Genomic DNA, 18,479 nt, shown 5'->3' on the forward strand with positions numbered 1-18,479 from the left:
TTTCATAGCTGCCCTGCAGCAACCTATCCGCTTGGCCATTCCTGTGCGCCAACCTGCGCCCGTCTCTTTCTCCCGGAAAGAGACGGGCGCTCCTACCGCTGCTGCAGCCCAACTCGTACAAGGCTTTGCGGCATTCCCCCTCGTGACAATCGGCGTGACAAACACCGAAGTCACCAGCAACAGCGATGCAGATGATGGTGCCGCAGCCAAAGGAATGGACTGCACCTGACTGACAGTCAGGCATGCCCCGGTCATCGCATCACTGCTTTTACCTGACTCAGGATCTCGCGGCGTTGGTTTCGTCAGCCGATGCAGCCCCCACCCGCCCACTTCCTCGGAAGTGTTCAGGAGGCCAGGTCATGAGGTGCCCAAGCTCCCGGTCGTAAAGAGCCGCCAGTCCCGCGTTAGTGGACATCCCCACAGGTCGCAGGGGCCTTGATCCCTGATAACACTCAGCATTCTTGGCGGGATGACGTGGGGCGAGGACTGGAGAGCTGAACATGAGGTGACCGATATGGCATTGGTGGGTAGACGCGATGGCCGTAATTTCGGCTACGGCAGGCAGTTGAGCTACGCGGGGCCGCAAGCGCTGAAAGACATGTTTGGCGGTGGCCACTACGGCACGGTCAAGGCGCACAGTGATCGGTGGCAGGCATTCGTGAAGTGGTGCCGCTCCGAACAGGGGCCCGGTATCAATGATGCGCGGCAGATTGATCGGAAAGTGTTGGCCGACTATGCGGCGTATCTGCGCGACGTGGTTGGGCGCGGTGACCTTGCTGTCAGCACCGCACAAAACCGCCTATCCAGTGTTAACAGGACCATGGCAGCGCTTCGCGGTGATCAATGCGTGAAATTGCCAAGCCCGAGCAAGGCATTGGGTGTGCAGCGCACCGGAGTTCGCCAGTCGATGCCACAGGGCCAAAACCGTGAACAGGTCAAGCAGATCATCAATGCGCTTTGCAGCCAACATCAGCTACGAGCCGCCGCGATCGTCCTGTTGGCGCGAGCCACCGGCATGCGTTTGCGTGAGGCCATCCTAGCTGACCTGCCACGGCTGAGCCGTGAGGCTGAAGACCTAGGCAGGATCAACATCCAGGACGGCACCAAAGGTGGCCGCGCTGGCGCCTCGGCGCCACGTTGGATTGCGGTGAACGACAATGTTCGAAGTGCTCTTGAGTTTGCACGGCAAGTGTCGCCTGCAAGTAGCCGCAACCTGATTGCGCCACACGAAAGCTACCTGAGTCTTCTGCAAGAAAGCATCCGCCCGGCGCGGGACATCCTGAATGAACACAACCTCAAGGGCTTCCATGAGCTACGAGCGGCGTACGCATGTGAACGCTATGAGCAAATCACCCAACACCCTGCGCCTATCAACGGCGGCGTATGTTGCCAGGCGGATAGGAACCTAGATCGTGAGGCCCGAAGGCAAATCAGCTATGAGTTGGGGCACGGTCGAATCGATGTGGTCGCTTCCTACATTGGAGGGCTGGGATGAGCAAGCCATTCGATATGGAGATTTTCTTGGCAGGGGTACTGACTGGTTCGCATGCTACGCGGCAACGTCATTTGAGGCAGGCGAAGACCATCCAGCATGAAATTGCAAAGCGCTGGCAGCGAGCGACCCCCTGGGCATGGCAGCGAAAGCATTTAGTTTGGTTTCTTGAACATTATCTCGCCGGCCGAAATGATACGACGCGATATTACTATCTACTCACTGTCCGGCTGCTCGCTCGACGTCTAGAAACGTCATGGACTTTCAACCTCTGAGTGGAACCTGATCCTAATAGTCACGACCAGCAATCAGCCCAAAGCCGACATCCGGCACTGACTGATGACTCTTTCTGGCTCGCGATCACCACACGAATGGGCGTTTACTTCGACAAGCTGCGCTAGCCCGGGGAGCTTGTCTAGGTTGCAAAATTATTAGTAAAGGGCCCTAATCTCCACACGTGCAATCCTTTAGCCATCATTAGTGATCTGCAGTGCTACTCCTGCTTGGTCCTTCACAAGACGGCCCATTTACAGCATGACAAGAGACCCGCTAGAAATGAGCATCTCTGCGATTCAACCAGTAGTGGCTACTTTGCCGAATGCTGCGAATCTCGTGGCGTTCTACCTAAGTTGTGACCGTGCGCTCGGACTGCTGAATCCCCAGCACCTACCTGCCCACGTCATGGCGGCGCTTCAGGGTCACAGCATTCATATGTCGACAGCAATCCTTTCGAATGCTGTCGGTACATATCTGCTGCAAGCGATCGCTGCGGGTAAGGTAAGGACATTGCCCCAATTGGCCTTCGAAGGCGAACTACGGGAGGGCACTCCGTTCATCTATAACGGTCATTTCACCGGCTACGGCTTCGGGGCTGCCAACAAGACCTCTGAGCTGCGTCTCACAGCGAAGCTTGACGAACCGCTTGCCGGCAAGAAACTCTCCTTCGAGTTTTCCAAGAACGGACTGGTGAATGCCACCGCGTACACCCGCATGTCTGGCTCGACGCGCCTGTTCGCGTTTGGCTACATCTCGGAGATTGACGACACCACCATCCGCGCCGTTCCTTATGTCGTGGGGGACTTAGTTGCAAACAACCACATGATGGCCTCACCGGTCGTGCCGACCCTTGAATTACGCCCTCAGGAAATCAAGCAGTTCCAGGAAATGGACGAGACTTGGTTTCCTTCCAAGGCCGAGTTCCAGCGCATGACCATGGTCCCTGAACTAACAGTCAAAGAACTGATCTGTCAACTGCTTGGCGAACATTCAGTGCCCAGCGATTGGGGCGGAGAGGAATGCGATGTACTGTCAGCCAATTTGCTCGTTGATGGCAACCGTCACACAGGTGCGTTCTTGCTTAAGGGGCCAGCGCGGTTTCACCCAATGAAGCCAACCGACCTTGGAAAAAATGGCGACCAACTCTATCGTCTCTTCAACATTCCTGCGCAGATCTACGTAATCCAACATTGCCATAGTATTGGTGCCGCTGTCCGCAAACAGGCAGAAGCGTTTGCTCTCGCACGCAATTTTATTGCTCCCTGCAAGATAGTGTTCATAGACGGCCTAACAACAGCACGCTTGCTGCGGGCTCACGGGCATTGGCCGGAAGCAAAGATCACTTCGAGAAAAGGCAAAATGGTATGACGGCTCGGTCCCCCCATCGCGACGCTCTGCGAATTCTGTTCATCTTAAGGGCAGGAGGTAGGCCCGTTGAACCACCAACGGCAGGGCAGGCGCTCATTTTCAAAGGCGAAGCACGCCTGCAAGCGTTCGACTTTTGGATGCGAAATCCAGACTACCTTGCGGCTGAGCTGCTTGATTTGTTCGCAGAGACACAGGACAAAAGCTACTGTGAAGCAGCTCAGACGATCCTAGGCGCCGAGGAGCCTGATCTCCGTCGTGTTCCGATGGTTCGTTATTTCTTTGGCGCATACGAACGCCTGGATGATGCCTTGTCGTTACTCAGGTCTCGCGACCTAGTTCGCATCACCGGCACCAAAGGAGCAAATAACAAGGTATTGGAGACAGACTTCATTCTCACGGAGACCGGCTTTAACACCTGTTCAACAGCAGTGTCGCTAGAGCCAATCCTTCAATGGTACGCAGATAGAGCCGAGTTGGTAGCCAAGGTCGCCGGTACCATGGGGGGAACAGCTTTGAAGCAAAAACAGTATCAGCGCGCGAGCTACGCAGAGACCAAATTGGGCGGGATTATTCCTGCTATCACTGAAGATGTGCGAGTTCGTCTAACGCAGCTGCAATCCAACTAGTGAAGGGATAAAGATGGCGCAACCCAAGGAAGAATGGCTGCAAGCAATATCCACGAGGGCGAAGGTGGAGGCTTCCGCAGTTGAGCGAGTACTTTCTGCTCACCGAATTCAACCATCACCTGTACTTGCTCAGCCTCGCAGGCTTGTTCTGCGAGAGATAGAGTTTTCCGGCGAGAAGGATGGCGTCGCGAACGTCGGCGCTTTCGTATTTTTATGGAATTCCCTCGATCATGGCTTGTGGGCAATGCTCTCTGAACACAACCTTCGGGGCAAATCGACCATCATCGAGATCGTTCGATGGATGATAAGAGGGAGACCGTCAAGCAACCTTCAAGACGATGTGCGACGATGGGTCCATGCGGTGCGGCTTAGTTTCCTGCTTGACACGGATGAATACGAGATCGTTGCCAAGACTCAGGGTGAGCCTATTGGGAGCCTATACCGTGTTCGTGCGCCGAGTGCAACCGGAGACGAACCAGGGAGAACCGCTCTGGCCAGCTTTGCCACCGATGGCGAGTTCGAAGCAGTCATGGCGGACTTCTTCATGCGCACCTTCTCGATGGACCCGATATCGAGTTGGCGACAGGGAAAAGAGGACGGGGGGCAATCAGTCACACATAGCTGGGTAGCATTCTCAGGCGCCATGTTCATCGGCACCAACTACGAAGTACTTCTTGGCGACATGCCAGTTACCGCTGGCATTACATCGCGACTGATGCAGATGTACCTCGGCGTACCATGGGTTTCAACACTCGCAGCTGCAAAGACCGCGTGCCAGCTAGTTGAGCAAGCTGTCCAAGCTTCCATGCGTAGAAATGAGCAGGGACACGAGGCGGCAAAAGCGCGCATTGCCAGCATCAGCGCTGAACTAGCAGAGAAACGAGCCGAGCTAACGAAGATTCCAAGCGACGTGGCCCTCCGCAACGCCATTGATGCTGATGCGGCAGAACTGGCTAATATTCGGCGCCAAGAGCGATCTATGGCCGAATTCACAGAACGCGCCGTTGCCGCGCTTCGAGAGCTAACCAGCGCCCACCAGGAGGATCGGCGAGACCTCCAAACGCACATTGATTCCATGTCCGCAACGGCAGTGTTTCGTCGCCTGGAACCGAAGTGTTGTCCTCGCTGCGATCAGACGATTTCCAAGGCAAAGAAAGAGCTTGAGAACTCTACACGCTCATGCTCTGTCTGCAGTGAGTCGATCACGAGCTCCGAAGATGGTGAAGCGATCAAGACCGAATTGCAGGACCGTGTTTCGGCGTCCAAGGCCGCAATGGCACTTGCCTCGACTAAAAAGGAAGACGCAGAAAGGGAATTGGCAGGCCTTCGGGGAAAAGTTGATCTCCTCCATAGTCGCATTGAGTCAGCTACCAAGGAGCTAGGTTCCGCAGTGCGGCGGCAAGAGGTCGCAATGTCCGTAGCGGTCTTGGAAGGTAGACTAGAAGAAGCTTCGATAAGACCAGCTGCGCTGGCTGACGACCGAAGCGACGAGCTAACAATTCTGTCTGCTGTCGTGACAGAAACCGAGGCTCGAGTTAAGGCAGTGCGCGACGGATTGCTCACCGATGTGTCTGCACGTCTGGTCGAATACGCCAAAGCCTTCGGAATGGAGAACTTGTCTGAAGCGTCATTGAAGGGAAATGCGGCTCTGTCATTGGTCAAAGGGGGGGTGCCCACGAGCTACAGCAAGGTAACGGAGGGTGAGAAGCTGCGTCTTAAGGTAGCGGCTGTTCTTGCGATGGTTGAAATTGCTGAAGAGCGGGGTATTGGCCGGCATCCAGGGCTGCTCATGATCGATTCCCCTGCGGCTCAAGAGGTATCTCCTGTCGACGTGGATCACCTTATCGCAGGTCTTCATACAGTCTCCACCAAGCTCCCGCATTTCCAGGTGTTTGTTGCGGGTATCTCATCCAAGGCATTAACAAACCACATCCCGAAAGCAAATCGCCGTGAGGTTGCCGGCAACGCCTTCCTTTGGTGACAAACATGCATCCTATTGAGGCCGAGCTCCTCGAAGTAGTGAAAAGCGGGCGAGACTGGCAGTTGGAAGATCTTGGCGGAATCACAAAGCTCGCGCCGGCAGCACGATTGATCGGCAGCACGCCCATGATGCCCGAGTTGCTTCAACCGCTTGTATTGGGATGGAACAATGCCACGGCGGGTGATCGAGACGCGTACAGGGGTGTACTGCGCGATCTACTGGAGGTCGCGACAATAGACTTCGTGCTCATTGAAGCGGTCGATATCCTGGAACATCATCGGCCACTACCGGATGACGGAGATGAGTGCTGTTTCATGCTCTTCTTGGCTAAGGCTGCAACTGGCAGCCATTCGCTATCTGGACTATCGCGCGGCGCCGCACTCGATGGTGCGTTTCGATGGGCTTGTGACAATAGGCGCTGGCAGCTTCGCTTACTTGATTTCTTCCTCGGCCTCACACCAGGCGATGATACGGAGTTCCTGCGACGGGCAGCGAAGATTGTAGGCGTCGCTTTTTCGCATTGGCGCGACAAGGAGTTGGTCGAGGTTCTACATAAACTCGCTCAACGTGACGCGGTTCGGCCTGAGGCTGCTTTCGAATTGGGAATGGCAGCGCTTGCGGAAGCCATGGACAGACCAGGCAGCGATGCAGCAGCCACCGCCTTTCGGGAAGCCAGAGGCTGGTTTGATGAGTCCAAAGGACTCTCTGAGGACTATCCGGAAGCCAGCCTGTACCTCGATGGGCTTAACCTGCTACTGAGCTTCCACAGCGGCGCCACAAGCACATCGCTCGGTACCGTGAGCGCCCGGGTTCAACAGCACGCCTTCGAGTTGCATGCTTGGTCGGGAGGCTCCGGCCCTCCGTGGTTGGGGACAAGACAGACCGAAGCAGCGTGTTGGAGCGCATTGGCCGGTGCCATTGCAGGACTGGGAGGATCACTTGACGAACCTAGTTGGTGGGAACCAGCGATTGTCATCGAACAGGGGCTTCTGTCCGTGTACAGCGCAGGTCGATCAATCTTACGTCGAGATCAGCACGGTGGCGTCGAAGCAATGGTCAGACCTCGGATTCAAGCAAGTGTCGCCAGGGAGGCTGGGCAGGCTCATCAAGTACGCACGTGGCTCCGACATAACGCGACCCACGAGTGGGCTGCGGAAGCGCGAGAACTTATTGCACAAATTGAAGTTTTCATTGAACAGGCAGGCGGTCCGCCCCCCCACCCTGAGGCGGCGAGCGCACGGACCTCACTCGCCGCCATCATCGCAAGGTCCAAAATCCCGAAAGAACAGAGGAGTGTCATCTTCGCCGTCGTCGCCAACGCCGTATCATTACAACTTGATAACCTGACAGGCTCCGAAGCCAATGTCATCGAACGCTGCTGCGCGGAGGCACAGCAACACACCGACTACAGCGCGAATACGAACGGGACACGTCTCTTCGACACTGTACTTCTCTGGTTGGTCCGTTTTGTTTTCACTCGGCTGGAATTGACTAAGGGCGACGACCCAACTGGCGCCTACCTCTTCGAGCGTAATGACGGGTCTCTGCCTCACGAGGACGAACTACAGCACGACTTCTTCCGCTGGGTAGCAACGTATGCAGCAGGGAGCGACCTTGAACCGACAAACATCGCGAGTGGTAGAGCCGACATACGGCTGAGGTCTGGTCCAGAACGTCTCGTTGTAGAAGTAAAACGCGAAGAAGCGGATTGCTCCTTCGATGCACTCTTCAAAGCATATGCAGCACAAACGACGGAATACCAGAATGTCAGCATCCGATTGGGCGTTCTGTTGGTGCTCGACTTGGCGACACCCAGCCGTGAAGGTACCCCCCATCTAACGAGCCTGTTTGAGATGCGGCAGGTCCGCCGCTTGGGAGAATCTCAGCCACGGCTAATCTTGATCGTCAAAGTTCCTGGCCGGCGAAAGAGGCCGAGTGATCTAACGAAGCTTGCAAAAGCCAAAAGAAATTGAAATGAGCATCGTCTTACGGTCAACTGCAGCCTTGGGCGAAGGGCTGTCTATGGCCAGTTTCTGCGAGTTTGGCCAAGTCTTGCGCCGCCATTAACCGCTCTAGAACATGCCATAGCCAAGTACACAGGTCACGCCTGTGGGCCTTAGCTGTTTCGACCAGGCTATAGATCTACGCGCTCGCGGTGACACATTGTGAGATATCACCGAACATCCAGCTTTTGCGCCCGATCGCGAAGGGCCGGATGACATTCTCTACGCAGCCATCTGAAATGATAGCTAATATATATAAATTTTAGGACCGCATTTAATTCTATCAAGAACGGGTATATCTTCCTGATACTCATCCCGAGTCAGAACAATTACAGAAAGAGGAAGCCCAAATTCCTCCTCGAATTTGACCTTATTAGAATCATTACAAGATATAAGCCTCTCCCAAGAAGATTCCCCAGGCACACTATTACAGCAAATCATCAGATCACAATCATTATAACTGCTGCATTGTCGGGCCACGCTACCAAAGATGAAGGCTAAATCAATAGCCTCCAGCTCTGCCCTATAATTCCTTTCAAGCCACAGCTTGTATAAATCTCGTTGTTTAATACGAATCTCCGGCATGCAATATAGCAAAAAACTGCTTCATACTATCCATCACCCGAATATTTTTCATCCTTCCATAGCTCTGAGCAGCAGCAGTAACTCTACTATAATGTGAGGGCACGATTATACTCACACCAAGCTTTGCAACTCTATCTACCACTTCATTCCCTATCAAATACTCTTGACCGTCAGGTATATAGATTACTTCCTCAGCAGAACGTCCAGATTTCAACCTATATACTATCTTCAAGCATCTTCCACCCGGGAAAGACGTTGAGATCATTCGGTCGTGGTTCTCAATTTGTTCTTTCAGCCATTGTACACCCATTACGCGCTCAACTCCTTTTCCTTACTGACAAGCTTCTTCAATACCGCCGCACGGACACTACCTATATGCCCAAGAAAATCCTTGGGATAAGGAAACTTTTCATGCAAGCTATTTGACTGCTTTCTGAAAAGCATGTATGACTGAGCATGCTTTACGTAATAGAAGTAATGATTCAAACTATCCGTCGAATCAATGAGATGGGTTTTGGTCTTAATAATATCAACTATAGCTTGATTGTTTGGCAAAATCACTTCACTAACTACTTCATTCCAAAGATCAGCAGCTTCCTCACCCTTATACGGGTCAGATGGAAAAGTTTTTGGCCCAAGCGCCTCAAACATATCATAATTCGCACTAACAAGAGCATTGAGCGGATCGTAAAACTCTGAAAGTTGCGCCTTAAAAATCTTGAACGAATCAACAGCCAACTCTTTCTTGATAGCTGCCTTGGACGTCTCTCTGAGATTACGAATCGACACAAAGTTAGTAACAATTAATGCAATCAACGGAACCCAAATTAAAAAATCTTGAGCACTTATACCAAAACCAAAAAAGCCACTTTCCGATACATTTGAATCCAGTTTATAATTTGAATTAGGCAACACAGTAGAAACAGCGTTATCCAGGCCATAAACAAAGTCACCAGGTTGACTTTTTATTCCCCTATCTACAAAAACTAAAGCAGGCCAGACTTTCTCCCCAATAGTTCCTTGAGGCACCTGCAACTCCAAATCATTTGCTTGAGCGCTAAAGCAAAATGTAAAAGCCCAGCCTAGGCAAAGCATGTTAAATACGATTTTGAACACATGAGAAAAACAACTAGACAATTTGTATAAATTCCTTTTAGGCAGCCATCAAAACTCAACACCCATATATGCGCATCGTAAGCGAGATACATACAACCACGCAACAAATTCTTGTGATTTAGGCACAGTCTGCAAACCCCAAATTCGGGCAACAGCAATTAACAATCACAGCCAAAAATCCTGATCTAACTTAAGAACCCTTACTTTCTTATCACAAGCCAAACGACACAAAAGGATAGCATTAGGGATAACCTCTGAAGCCATGATAAAAATACCATTAACAAACAATAAGTTATAATATAATTCGATTCCTGGTGCCACCATACGTAGTATCATGAATGGCTCACCGCAAGGTGGACCATTTATGTTTGGGCCAACTACCCCTACAGCATGTAGCGCCCAGCTTGTCCCGCAGTCATAACGTCACAGGATCACCTCGATGCGCATCATGGATTGGTATTGGAATCGCTGGATTCGCCGGCACGGATGCAAGGTCAGCATCGCGCTGTCGCAGTTCCGCAAGAAAGCCACTCTGAAGCTTGAAGAACAGGTCAGGCTCGGCGAGGTGCTGCTAGATGCCCAAGCGCTCACGATCGGTGCCAGTACCTATATCCGCAGCGGTTGCCACCTGCAGCAGGTCGGTTCGGTGGGGCGCTTCTGTTCGATTGGCTCCGACGTTGTGCTCGGGCAGGAAAAGTACACTCATCCTTCGGACTGGCTGAGTACCCATCCCTTCCAGTACACCGATACGGGCCTGGAATATATCGCTCCCACAGAGCTCGCCACGATTGGCCATGATGTCTGGATTGGCCACAGCGCCATGGTCATGGAAGGTGTGACTGTTGGCACGGGTGCAATCATCGCGACCCGTTCGGTAGTGACTCACGATGTTCCCCCCTACGCCGTGGTCGCTGGCGTGCCTGCGAAGGTCATCCGATACAGGCATTCAGCAGAATTGATCGAGCAGCTGCTGGCCTCCAAATGGTGGGAGCGGGATCTTCAGCAGTTGAAAACCCTGCCGCTCAACGATCCCGCCGCGTGCCTGGAAGCACTCGAGCAGATGCCCACTGCCCGCTATCGCCAGCTCCAGATCACGCGCAAAGGCTGCAAAGTGCTCTAGAGCGGGCCCCATCGATCAGAACGCAGTACTGACCGTCAGCGACATGTTCCGCGGATCGCCATAGATCGCCCCGGCATAGAACCCGTACTGGGTGTAGTAGTGCTTGTCGAACAGGTTGTCGACGTTGAGGCTCACCGAAGTATCGTCGGTCAGTTGGTACTTGGCCATGGCATTCCAGATCGCATAACCGGACCAGTTCACATCGGTGGCCCCCGCACTCACACCATTCACTGGCTGCCCCGCCGGGCTGGAAATAGCGCGGATGTTGGTCTGTGCCTTCACCCCGGCGCCGAGGGTCAGGCGGTCAAGCGGGCCAGACAGGCGATAGGTGGTCGAGGCCTTGAACAGGTGCGACGGATCGCTGCGCCCGTCGCTGTCGACGCGGCGGAAGTGCAGGTAGGTATAGCCGGCGTAGATGTTCCAGTTCGGTGTCAGGGCACCGGCGATTTCCAGATCGATACCGTCGGTTTCCTGGCCGGTACCCGCCTTGTAGGCGTCGCCACCGGTCGGCGTGGTCAGGCCGTCATCGAGTACCGCTTTGTTCTGCTGCTTGGTGCGGAAGTACGCCGCCGACGCATTCAGGCGCCCGTCCAGCCACTCACCCTTGATGCCGGTCTCGTAGCTCTGGCCACGAATCGGTTCGACCTTGGTACCGCTTTCAGTCTCGGCCGTCTGCGGGTTGAAGATGTCGGTGTAGCTGGCGTACAGCGAGTAGGTGTCGTTGAGGTCGTACACCGCGCCCAGGTACGGGGTGACGATGCCGTTGTTCTGCTGGTTGCTGCGCACGCCGGCCACGCTGTTGGTGGTTGCCGAGTAATCGGTGGTGCGTACGCCGACGATCACCGACAGCGGGTCGGTGATGCTCAGCCGGGTGGCGGCGTACATGCCCTGCAAACGGGTGGTGGTCTTGCTGTGGCGGCCAGTGCGCGTGGCGATCATGTCGTAGTCGCTGTCCACGCCATTGTGCCAGTCGGTAAGCGGGAAGCCGTTGTTTGCGCGGAACTGGCAGCCGACCGAGGGGGCGCTGACGCGGTCGTCGCTGACCATGGTGCAGCTGTATTCCGGCGACCAGGCCACGGTACGGCTGTCGTTGTAGCCGACCATCGCCTGGTGGGTGCGGCCGAACAGCTGGAACGGGCCGGACAGGTCGATCTGCGCAGACTGCTGGGTGGTGTCGCTGGAGCTGTGCAGGCCGTTTAGCACCGCACCGCTGCCGTCCTGGTCCCAGTAGCCGCCATAGCTGCCTCGGCCGGCCGAGTTGACCTTGGCCAGGCCACGGTGGTTGAGCACTTCGGCAGTGCTCTGGGCAGCCTTCAGGTCGAGGGTCCAGTCGTTGTCAAAGCGGTGCTCCAACGAGCCAAAGGCGGTGCGGGTGGTGTACTCGCCAAAGCTCCAGCTCGGCACCAGGTTGGTGCTGCGCGGCAGATCGGTCTTGCTGCCGTCCTTGTACCAGATCGGGATGTTGGCGCCCCAGCCGCCACCGACCACCTTGTTGTATTCGTACTGGTAGCCGGCGCCGAGGGTGGTCGCATCGTCGATGTCGAATGCGAAGCTGGCCAGGGCTGCACGCGAGCGTTCGGACTGGTTATCGCGGAACGAGTTGGCGTCGCCCTGGGTCATCACGAAGCGCGAACGCAGGCGGCCGTCTTCGGACAGCGGCAGGTTGAGGTCAGCGCCCAGGCGGCGCTTGTCCCAGCTGCCGTAAGTGGCGTAGGCACTGCCGCCAAAGGTCTTGGTCGGCGCCTTGCGGATCAGGTTGACGGTGGCCGATGGGTCTCCGGTGCCCCCCAGCAGGCCGTTGGCGCCGCGGACGATGTCGATGCGCTCGTACAGGTCCATGTTCAGCGTGTTGCCACCACCACTGAAATCGGAACCGCCCTGGAACTGCAGGCCGTCGACCTTCCAGTTGCTGATCGAGTAGCCACGGGCACGGAAGTCGGTGCGCCCGCCCACTTCGGACTTGGTGGCGCTCACGCCTGGCGTGGTATCCAGCGCCTGCTCGATGGAATGCACATCGCGGTCATCCATCTGCTGCCGAGTGATGGTGGTGACCGACTGCGGGGTCTGCCGTGGGGTCAGTTTCAGGCCGGTGGAGCTGCGGGTACTTTCCACCGTATAGCCGAGTTGGCCGGTTTCATCTGCGGATACCAGCGCACTGTCCTCGATCTGTGTGGCATCCAGCTCCAGGGGCTGGCTTTCGGCAGCCAATGCGCTGCCACTGATGGCGACGGCAACGAAGAAGGCAAGCGGGTGCAGGCGGCTGCCGCCCCGGAAAACAGGCGTGAAGTCGTTCATGGCGCTCTTATGAATCATTTGGGAAGTCTTCGTATTTGCAGATGATTTTTTGTTACGATTCTAGGGATCCGCCCTTTGGGCTCCATACCCGGCTTGTACGGGGATGTAATTGAACGTAACGAGCGCTGCCGGCCCTCCCCGAACAGGTGTTTTCCCGATGAGCACGACCTTGCTGGTTGTCGACGATGACGACGAGATCCGCGAACTTCTTTGCGATTACCTTACCGATGCCGGCTATACCGTACTGGCGGCAGCAGACGGTGAAGGCATGCGCGCACAGCTGGCCGCGAGCAAGGTCGACCTGGTGGTGCTCGACCTCATGCTGCCCGGCGAGGATGGCTTGAGCCTGTGTCGCCAGCTCCAGGCAACCCCAGGCCTGGCGGTGATCATACTGTCGGCCAAGGGCAGCACGCTGGACCGCATCATCGGCCTGGAAGTGGGCGCTGATGACTACCTGGCCAAGCCCTTCGAACCGCGTGAGCTGATCGCCCGTATCAAGGCGGTGCTGCGCCGCCCGCAGCGCCTGGATATCGCTGCCGAGGAGGTGGCTGCCGAAGCCCAGCGTTTCGCCGGCTTCAGCCTCGACCACGTCAAGCGCCTGCTGACTCGCCCGGACGGCGCAACCCTCACCCTGCCCCGCTCCGACTACCGGGTGCTGCGTGAACTGCTGGAGGCCAACAACCGCGTGGTCTCGCGCGATCAGCTGACACGCAGCGCGTTTGGCCGCGATCACCACCCCGACGATCGCTCGGTGGACATGTGCATCAGCCGCCTGCGCCAGCAACTGCGCCGTGCGCCGGCCAGCGACATACAGATCCTGACCATCCGCAACGAAGGCTATCTGCTGAGCATTGCCCGCGCCGAGGCAGACAGCTGAGATGCGTTGGCTCCATCGCCTGTGGCCACGCACGCTGTTTGGCCAGCTGCTGCTGATCATGGTCAGCGGCACACTGGTGATCCAGTTGATGTCGAGCAGCATCTGGTTCGATGTGCGTTTCGCCCAGGTGCTAGAAGCCCCGATCCGGCTCATGGCCGCTCGCAGTGCCCCGCTGATTGCCCAGGCCGATTGCCACACCGCACACCTGCAAGTGCCTGCGCACTATCAGCTGCGTTGCCTCGAAAGCGAACCGGCACGACAAGAGGAGCAGCGGCGCGGGCGGCGGCGCGTCGAGCTGTTGCTGCAACAGGCACTCAGGTACGAACTGGGCCATGCGCAGGCGGTGCGCCTGCTGAAGGTGCAGCTGACTGATGAAGCAGGGCAGCCGATCGTCTGGCGCAGCCTGTTTGGCCTGCGCACCGCCCAGGCGCACATCCAGTTCGCCGTGCCGTTACCCGACGGCCATTGGCTGAGCATCGACGGCCAGGAGCTGCAGGGCTGGAGCGGCGAGTCGGCGTGGGTGTTGATCAGCGACTACCTGCTGCGGGTCTATGCGCTGCGCATCGTCGCCGTGCTGCTGGTCTGCCTGATCGCCGTGCGCCTGTGCCTGCGCCCATTGCGGCGCCTGGCCGACGCGGCGCGCGGGCTGGGCAGCAACCTCGCGCAGCCACCGTTGGCCCTGGACGGCCCGGAGGAAGTCAGACAGGCCGCACAGGCCTTCAATGCCATGCAGCAGCGCCTGATCGCCATGGTCAACGACAAGGCCTACTTCCTGGCCGCCGTGTCCCACGACCTGCGCACCCCGCTGACACGCATGCGCCTGCGCCTGGAGCGGCTGCCGGACGACGAGCAGCGCGAACGCCTGCGGCAGAACATCACCCAGATGGACAACATGATCGGCCAGGTGCTCGACTACCTGCGTGCCGGCGAGCAGCAGAACCTTCAGCTGGTCGACCTCGACCGCCTGGTAGCGCGGCTGTGCGCCGACCTTGCCAGCAGCGCGGAGCCCTTGCCTGTGCATGGCAAGGGCGGCAGCCTGCGGGTCGATGCCCTGTTGCTGCAACGCTGCCTGCAGAACCTGGTGGTCAATGCCCTGCGCTATGCCAGGCAGGTAACGGTGACGCTGGAAACCGCCATTACCGGCGTGTACATCCACGTCGACGACCGCGGCCCCGGTATCGCGCCTGGCCTGCTGGCCACCATCAGCGACCCGTTCGTGCGGGGCGAAGGGTCGCGCAACCAGGCGTCCGGCGGCTATGGCCTGGGGCTGAGCATTGCCCAGCGCATCGCCAGCAGCCATGGCGGCGAATTGCTGCTGCACAATCGCGAGGGCGGCGGTTTGCGCGTCAGTGTATTGCTGCCCCGATGATCCAGCCCCCGTTGTTCGGGTAATAGTCTTTTACCGAAACCCCAGGTTTTCCCGACCCGGGGTTTGCCTATCCTAGGCCGCGTCATCCAGCCTGCGATGGACCCATGAAAGATTCGCTCCCCAGCCGTTATGCCTGCCTGGCCCTGTGCCTGCTGTTCAGCTTCGCCAGCATCCCCTTCCTTGCCCAGCACAGTTGGCTCTGGCCGCTGACGGTGGTCACTACTCTGCTCAGCCTGGTCGGCCTCAACGACCTGCGCCAGAGCCACCACGCGGTGCGGCGCAACTATCCGATCCTGGGCAACATCCGCTACCTGATCGAGACCATCCGCCCCGAAATCCGCCAGTACCTGATCGAGGGTGACGACGACAAGCTGCCGTTCTCCCGCTCGCAACGCTCGCTGGTGTATGCCCGGGCCAAGAACGAGAGTGCCGAGAAAGCCTTCGGCACGCTCAACGATGCCTACAAGCCCGGTTTCGAATTCATCAGCCACTCGATGTTGCCGGTCGCCACACCCGACCCGGCGTCGTTCCGCATCGCCATTGGCGGGCCGCAGTGCCGCCTGCCCTACTCTGCGTCGATCTTCAACATCTCGGCCATGAGCTTCGGCGCCCTCAGTGCCAATGCGATTGCCGCGCTCAACCAGGGCGCGCGCCTTGGCCGTTTCGCCCACGACACTGGCGAGGGCAGCATCAGCCCTTACCACCGCGAGCACGGCGGCGACCTGATCTGGGAAATCGGCAGCGGTTACTTCGGTTGCCGCACCGAAGACGGCCGCTTCGACGCGCAACGCTTCGCCGAGCAGGCGCGCAGCCCGCAAGTGAAGATGATCGAACTCAAGCTCAGCCAAGGTGCCAAGCCCGGCCATGGCGGGATTCTGCCGGCACACAAGGTCAGCCCGGAAATCGCCGCAACCCGTGGTGTACGCGTGGGCGAGGACTGTATCTCGCCCGCCGCGCACAGCGCATTCCGCACCCCGGTGGAGCTGCTGCACTTCATTGCCAGCCTGCGCGAGCTGTCGGGCGGCAAGCCGGTGGGCTTCAAGTTCTGCCTGGGCCACCCGTGGGAGTTCATGGGCATCGCCAAAGCCATGCTGGTCACCGGCATCACCCCGGACTTCATCGTCGTCGACGGCAAGGAAGGCGGCACTGGCGCGGCACCTCGGGAATTCAGCGACAACATGGGCGTGCCGATGCGCGAAGGCCTGATGTTCGTGCATAACACCCTGGTCGGGCTGAACCTGCGCTCGAGCATCCGCATCGGCGCGGCAGGCAAGATCGTCAGCGCCTTCGATATCGCCAGCGTGCTGGCCATCGGCGCCGACTGGGTCAACTCGGCACGCGGCTTCATGTTCGCCATCGGCTGCATCCAGTCGCAGAGCTGCCACACCAACAAGTGCCCGACCGGCGTCGCCACGCAAGACCCGTTGCGCCAGCGCGCATTGGTGGTGCCCGATAAAGCCGAGCGGGTGGCCAGCTTCCATCGCAACACCCTGCATGCCCTGGCCGAGATGCTCGCTGCCGCTGGCCTGGAACACCCCTCGGAGCTCAAACCCAAGCACCTGGCGCGGCGTATCAGCACCAGCGAGATCAGTCTGTTTTCCGACCTGCACCAATTCCTCAAGCCTGGTGAATTGCTCAGTGGCTCGATTGAAAGCGAATTCTATGCACGGATGTGGCGGATGGCGCGCAGTGACAGCTTTGCACCAGAGACAGGAGAGATACCGGTCACGCCGACAGCAGCCAGCGTGCGGCGCAAAGAAACAGCCCCGGCATAGGCCGGGGCTGCTCAAGACGCTCGGTCAGGATCAGAAGATGCTGATCGGGTACTCGACGAATACGCGGACTTCGTTGCCGTCGTCGTTGTAGCCGTTCTGCTGTACCGCGTTGTTGGTACGCAGCCAGGAACCACGCAGCTTGACCGACAGGTCTTTGGCCGGGCCGTCCTGAACGACGTAGCGCAGCTGGTTGAAGATTTCGCGCTCTTTACCTTCACCGAAGCCGTGGGTGTTGATGTTGTCACCCGCCACGTAGGCGATCTTGTAGGTCAGGCCCGGCACGCCGAAGGCACCGAAGTCCAGGCCATAGGCGAGCTGCCAGGAGCGCTCGTCTTCGGCGTTGAAGTCGGACCAGTAGGAGTTGGCCAGGTAGATGGTCGAACCACCGTCACCCACGCCACCGCGGTCCTGGTACCAGCCGTAGTTGTAGCCGGTGCTGCCGGTGCTGCGCTGGTGCGCCAGGGTCACCGAGTGCGGGCCGAAGGCGTAGGTAGCCGCCAGGCTCCAGATGGTGTTCTCGTCACCGGTCAGCCCGGCTTTCTGGACGTACTTGCTGTTGATGTCCGACTTGTAGCCGTTGAAGTCCAGGGTCAGGGACTGGTCTGCCGCGATCGGGAAGACGTAGTTCATGCCCAGGTAGTGCTTCTTCATCACGTCTTCGATGTTCGACGTGTAGGCGGAAGCGGTGAAGTTATCGGTGAACTTGTAGCTGCCACCGAACACATCGATCGACTTCAGGTGGCCGCTGTCGCGACCTTCGGCGCTCTTGCGCGCCTGCTCGGTGAAGTGACCGGCATTCAGCTCCAGGCCTTCGATCTCCTTGGAGGTGATGAAGGTACCGGTGTAGCTCTCGGGCAGCAGGCGGCTGTCGTCGTACTGCAGCACCGGCAGCTCAGGCATCATGTCACCGTACTTGAGCACGGTGTTGGAGACGCGGAACTTGATGGCAGCGCCACCGCGGGCCAGGTTGTGCGGCGAATTGGTCGGCGCGGTGTCGCTAGGCTTGAAGAAGTCGATACCAGCCCCGCCATTACGGCCTTTGCCGCCATCCAGGCGCAGTGCATACAGGCCGAAGGCGTCAACGCCCACGCCCACGGTGCCCTGGGTGAAACCGGAGGAGAATTTGCCGATGAACGCCTGGCCCCATTCGCTCTGGTCGCTGTTACCGTGCTTCTTGTCACGGTTGATGTAGGCGTTGCGCAGAAGAACGTTGGCGTGGCTGTCCTCGAGGAAGCCCTTGCTGTCGGCATGATCGTTGGCCTGGGCCTGGGTCGCGGCGATCATCGCCAGGGCGACCAGGCTGATCCTGGTTTTCAACATGTTGTTTTCCTTATTTCTAAATCAAAAACGCTTTGCACAATTACGCCTGGAACCAACGCCCCTTCGTAGGTTCGACGCTATGCGGATCCGAACTGAAAAGCCCGCCGATCATTGTGTGGCGGGCCTTTCGCAGCAGCATGGCCATGGGTGGCCAGCAAGCGTTGGCCGAATCCTAGCTGTGTGCGATTACAAATGTCAAAAACTCGTGAATTGCAGGTTGATATAACCAATTTCGCAGCCATAGCCGGTGCATTTTCACGGCACTTGCGACAATCG

At 57.6% G+C, this 18,479-nt stretch carries 13 protein-coding genes and 1 pseudogene; 10 read left to right on the forward strand and 4 right to left on the reverse strand.

The window, feature by feature from the left end:
* The first annotated feature begins 514 nt into the window (after positions 1-514).
* The 6 genes from OCX61_RS25745 (at position 515) to OCX61_RS25770 (ending at position 7,716) form a co-directional block, all read left to right on the forward strand.
* Positions 515-1,495 (forward strand): integrase domain-containing protein, encoded by a 981-nt coding sequence (locus OCX61_RS25745; RefSeq protein ID WP_261941901.1) that lies wholly within the window; start codon positions 515-517, stop codon positions 1,493-1,495.
* Positions 1,492-1,767, forward strand: coding sequence for a hypothetical protein (locus tag OCX61_RS25750; protein ID WP_261941902.1), 276 nt, complete (start codon positions 1,492-1,494; stop codon positions 1,765-1,767). Before OCX61_RS25745 ends, OCX61_RS25750 begins: the two co-directional genes overlap by 4 nt.
* Before the next feature lie 280 nt (positions 1,768-2,047).
* Positions 2,048-3,136: a methyltransferase gene (locus OCX61_RS25755; RefSeq protein WP_261941903.1), complete on the forward strand. Its 1,089-nt coding sequence runs from the start codon at positions 2,048-2,050 to the stop codon at positions 3,134-3,136.
* The gene (locus OCX61_RS25760) at positions 3,133-3,762 is read left to right on the forward strand and encodes a hypothetical protein (RefSeq protein ID WP_261941904.1); all 630 of its coding nucleotides are present in this window, start codon (positions 3,133-3,135) and stop codon (positions 3,760-3,762) included. The genes OCX61_RS25755 and OCX61_RS25760 overlap by 4 nt, the downstream gene beginning before the upstream one ends.
* A gap of 13 nt (positions 3,763-3,775) precedes the next feature.
* Entirely contained in the window at positions 3,776-5,743 is a 1,968-nt protein-coding gene (locus tag OCX61_RS25765) for a coiled-coil domain-containing protein (RefSeq protein WP_261941905.1), read from the forward strand.
* 5 nt (positions 5,744-5,748) lie between these two features.
* Positions 5,749-7,716 carry a hypothetical protein gene (locus OCX61_RS25770; protein ID WP_261941906.1) on the forward strand — a complete coding sequence of 656 codons (1,968 nt, stop codon included), beginning with the start codon at positions 5,749-5,751 and terminating at the stop codon, positions 7,714-7,716.
* 91 nt (positions 7,717-7,807) lie between these two features.
* On the opposite strand, the pseudogene OCX61_RS25775 reads toward OCX61_RS25770, so the two are convergent.
* Both OCX61_RS25775 and OCX61_RS25780 read right to left on the reverse strand, forming a co-directional pair.
* A pseudogene (locus tag OCX61_RS25775) lies at positions 7,808-7,987 on the reverse strand (IS66 family transposase); the annotation flags it as partial.
* 653 nt (positions 7,988-8,640) lie between these two features.
* On the reverse strand, positions 8,641-9,426 hold the full coding sequence (locus OCX61_RS25780) for a hypothetical protein (protein WP_261941907.1): 786 nt from the start codon (positions 9,424-9,426) through the stop codon (positions 8,641-8,643).
* Between the two features lie 460 nt (positions 9,427-9,886).
* Between OCX61_RS25780 and OCX61_RS25785 the strand changes: the two genes are divergently transcribed.
* A complete protein-coding gene (locus tag OCX61_RS25785) occupies positions 9,887-10,567 on the forward strand; it encodes a CatB-related O-acetyltransferase (protein ID WP_261941908.1) in 681 nt (226 codons plus the stop codon).
* 15 nt (positions 10,568-10,582) lie between these two features.
* Here OCX61_RS25785 and OCX61_RS25790 read toward each other — a convergent pair whose 3' ends face one another.
* The gene (locus OCX61_RS25790) at positions 10,583-12,880 is read right to left on the reverse strand and encodes a TonB-dependent siderophore receptor (protein WP_261941909.1); all 2,298 of its coding nucleotides are present in this window, start codon (positions 12,878-12,880) and stop codon (positions 10,583-10,585) included.
* A gap of 139 nt (positions 12,881-13,019) precedes the next feature.
* Here OCX61_RS25790 and OCX61_RS25795 point away from each other — a divergent pair, with 139 nt between their 5' ends.
* The 3 genes from OCX61_RS25795 to OCX61_RS25805 all read left to right on the forward strand — a co-directional run bounded on the left by OCX61_RS25795 (position 13,020) and on the right by OCX61_RS25805 (position 16,883).
* Complete coding sequence (locus OCX61_RS25795; protein ID WP_261941910.1) at positions 13,020-13,739, forward strand: response regulator; 720 nt, start codon at positions 13,020-13,022, stop codon at positions 13,737-13,739.
* Between the two features lies 1 nt (position 13,740).
* The gene (locus OCX61_RS25800) at positions 13,741-15,108 is read left to right on the forward strand and encodes an ATP-binding protein (RefSeq protein ID WP_261941911.1); all 1,368 of its coding nucleotides are present in this window, start codon (positions 13,741-13,743) and stop codon (positions 15,106-15,108) included.
* Positions 15,109-15,212: 104 nt separating this feature from the next.
* Positions 15,213-16,883: an FMN-binding glutamate synthase family protein gene (locus OCX61_RS25805; RefSeq protein ID WP_261941912.1), complete on the forward strand. Its 1,671-nt coding sequence runs from the start codon at positions 15,213-15,215 to the stop codon at positions 16,881-16,883.
* 30 nt (positions 16,884-16,913) lie between these two features.
* On the opposite strand, the gene OCX61_RS25810 is transcribed toward OCX61_RS25805, so the two are convergent.
* Positions 16,914-18,203 carry an OprD family porin gene (locus OCX61_RS25810; protein WP_261941913.1) on the reverse strand — a complete coding sequence of 430 codons (1,290 nt, stop codon included), beginning with the start codon at positions 18,201-18,203 and terminating at the stop codon, positions 16,914-16,916.
* Positions 18,204-18,479: the final 276 nt, after the last annotated feature.

The sequence above is a fragment of the Pseudomonas sp. LRP2-20 genome, from assembly GCF_024349685.1.
Taxonomy (GTDB): Bacteria; Pseudomonadota; Gammaproteobacteria; order Pseudomonadales; family Pseudomonadaceae; genus Aquipseudomonas.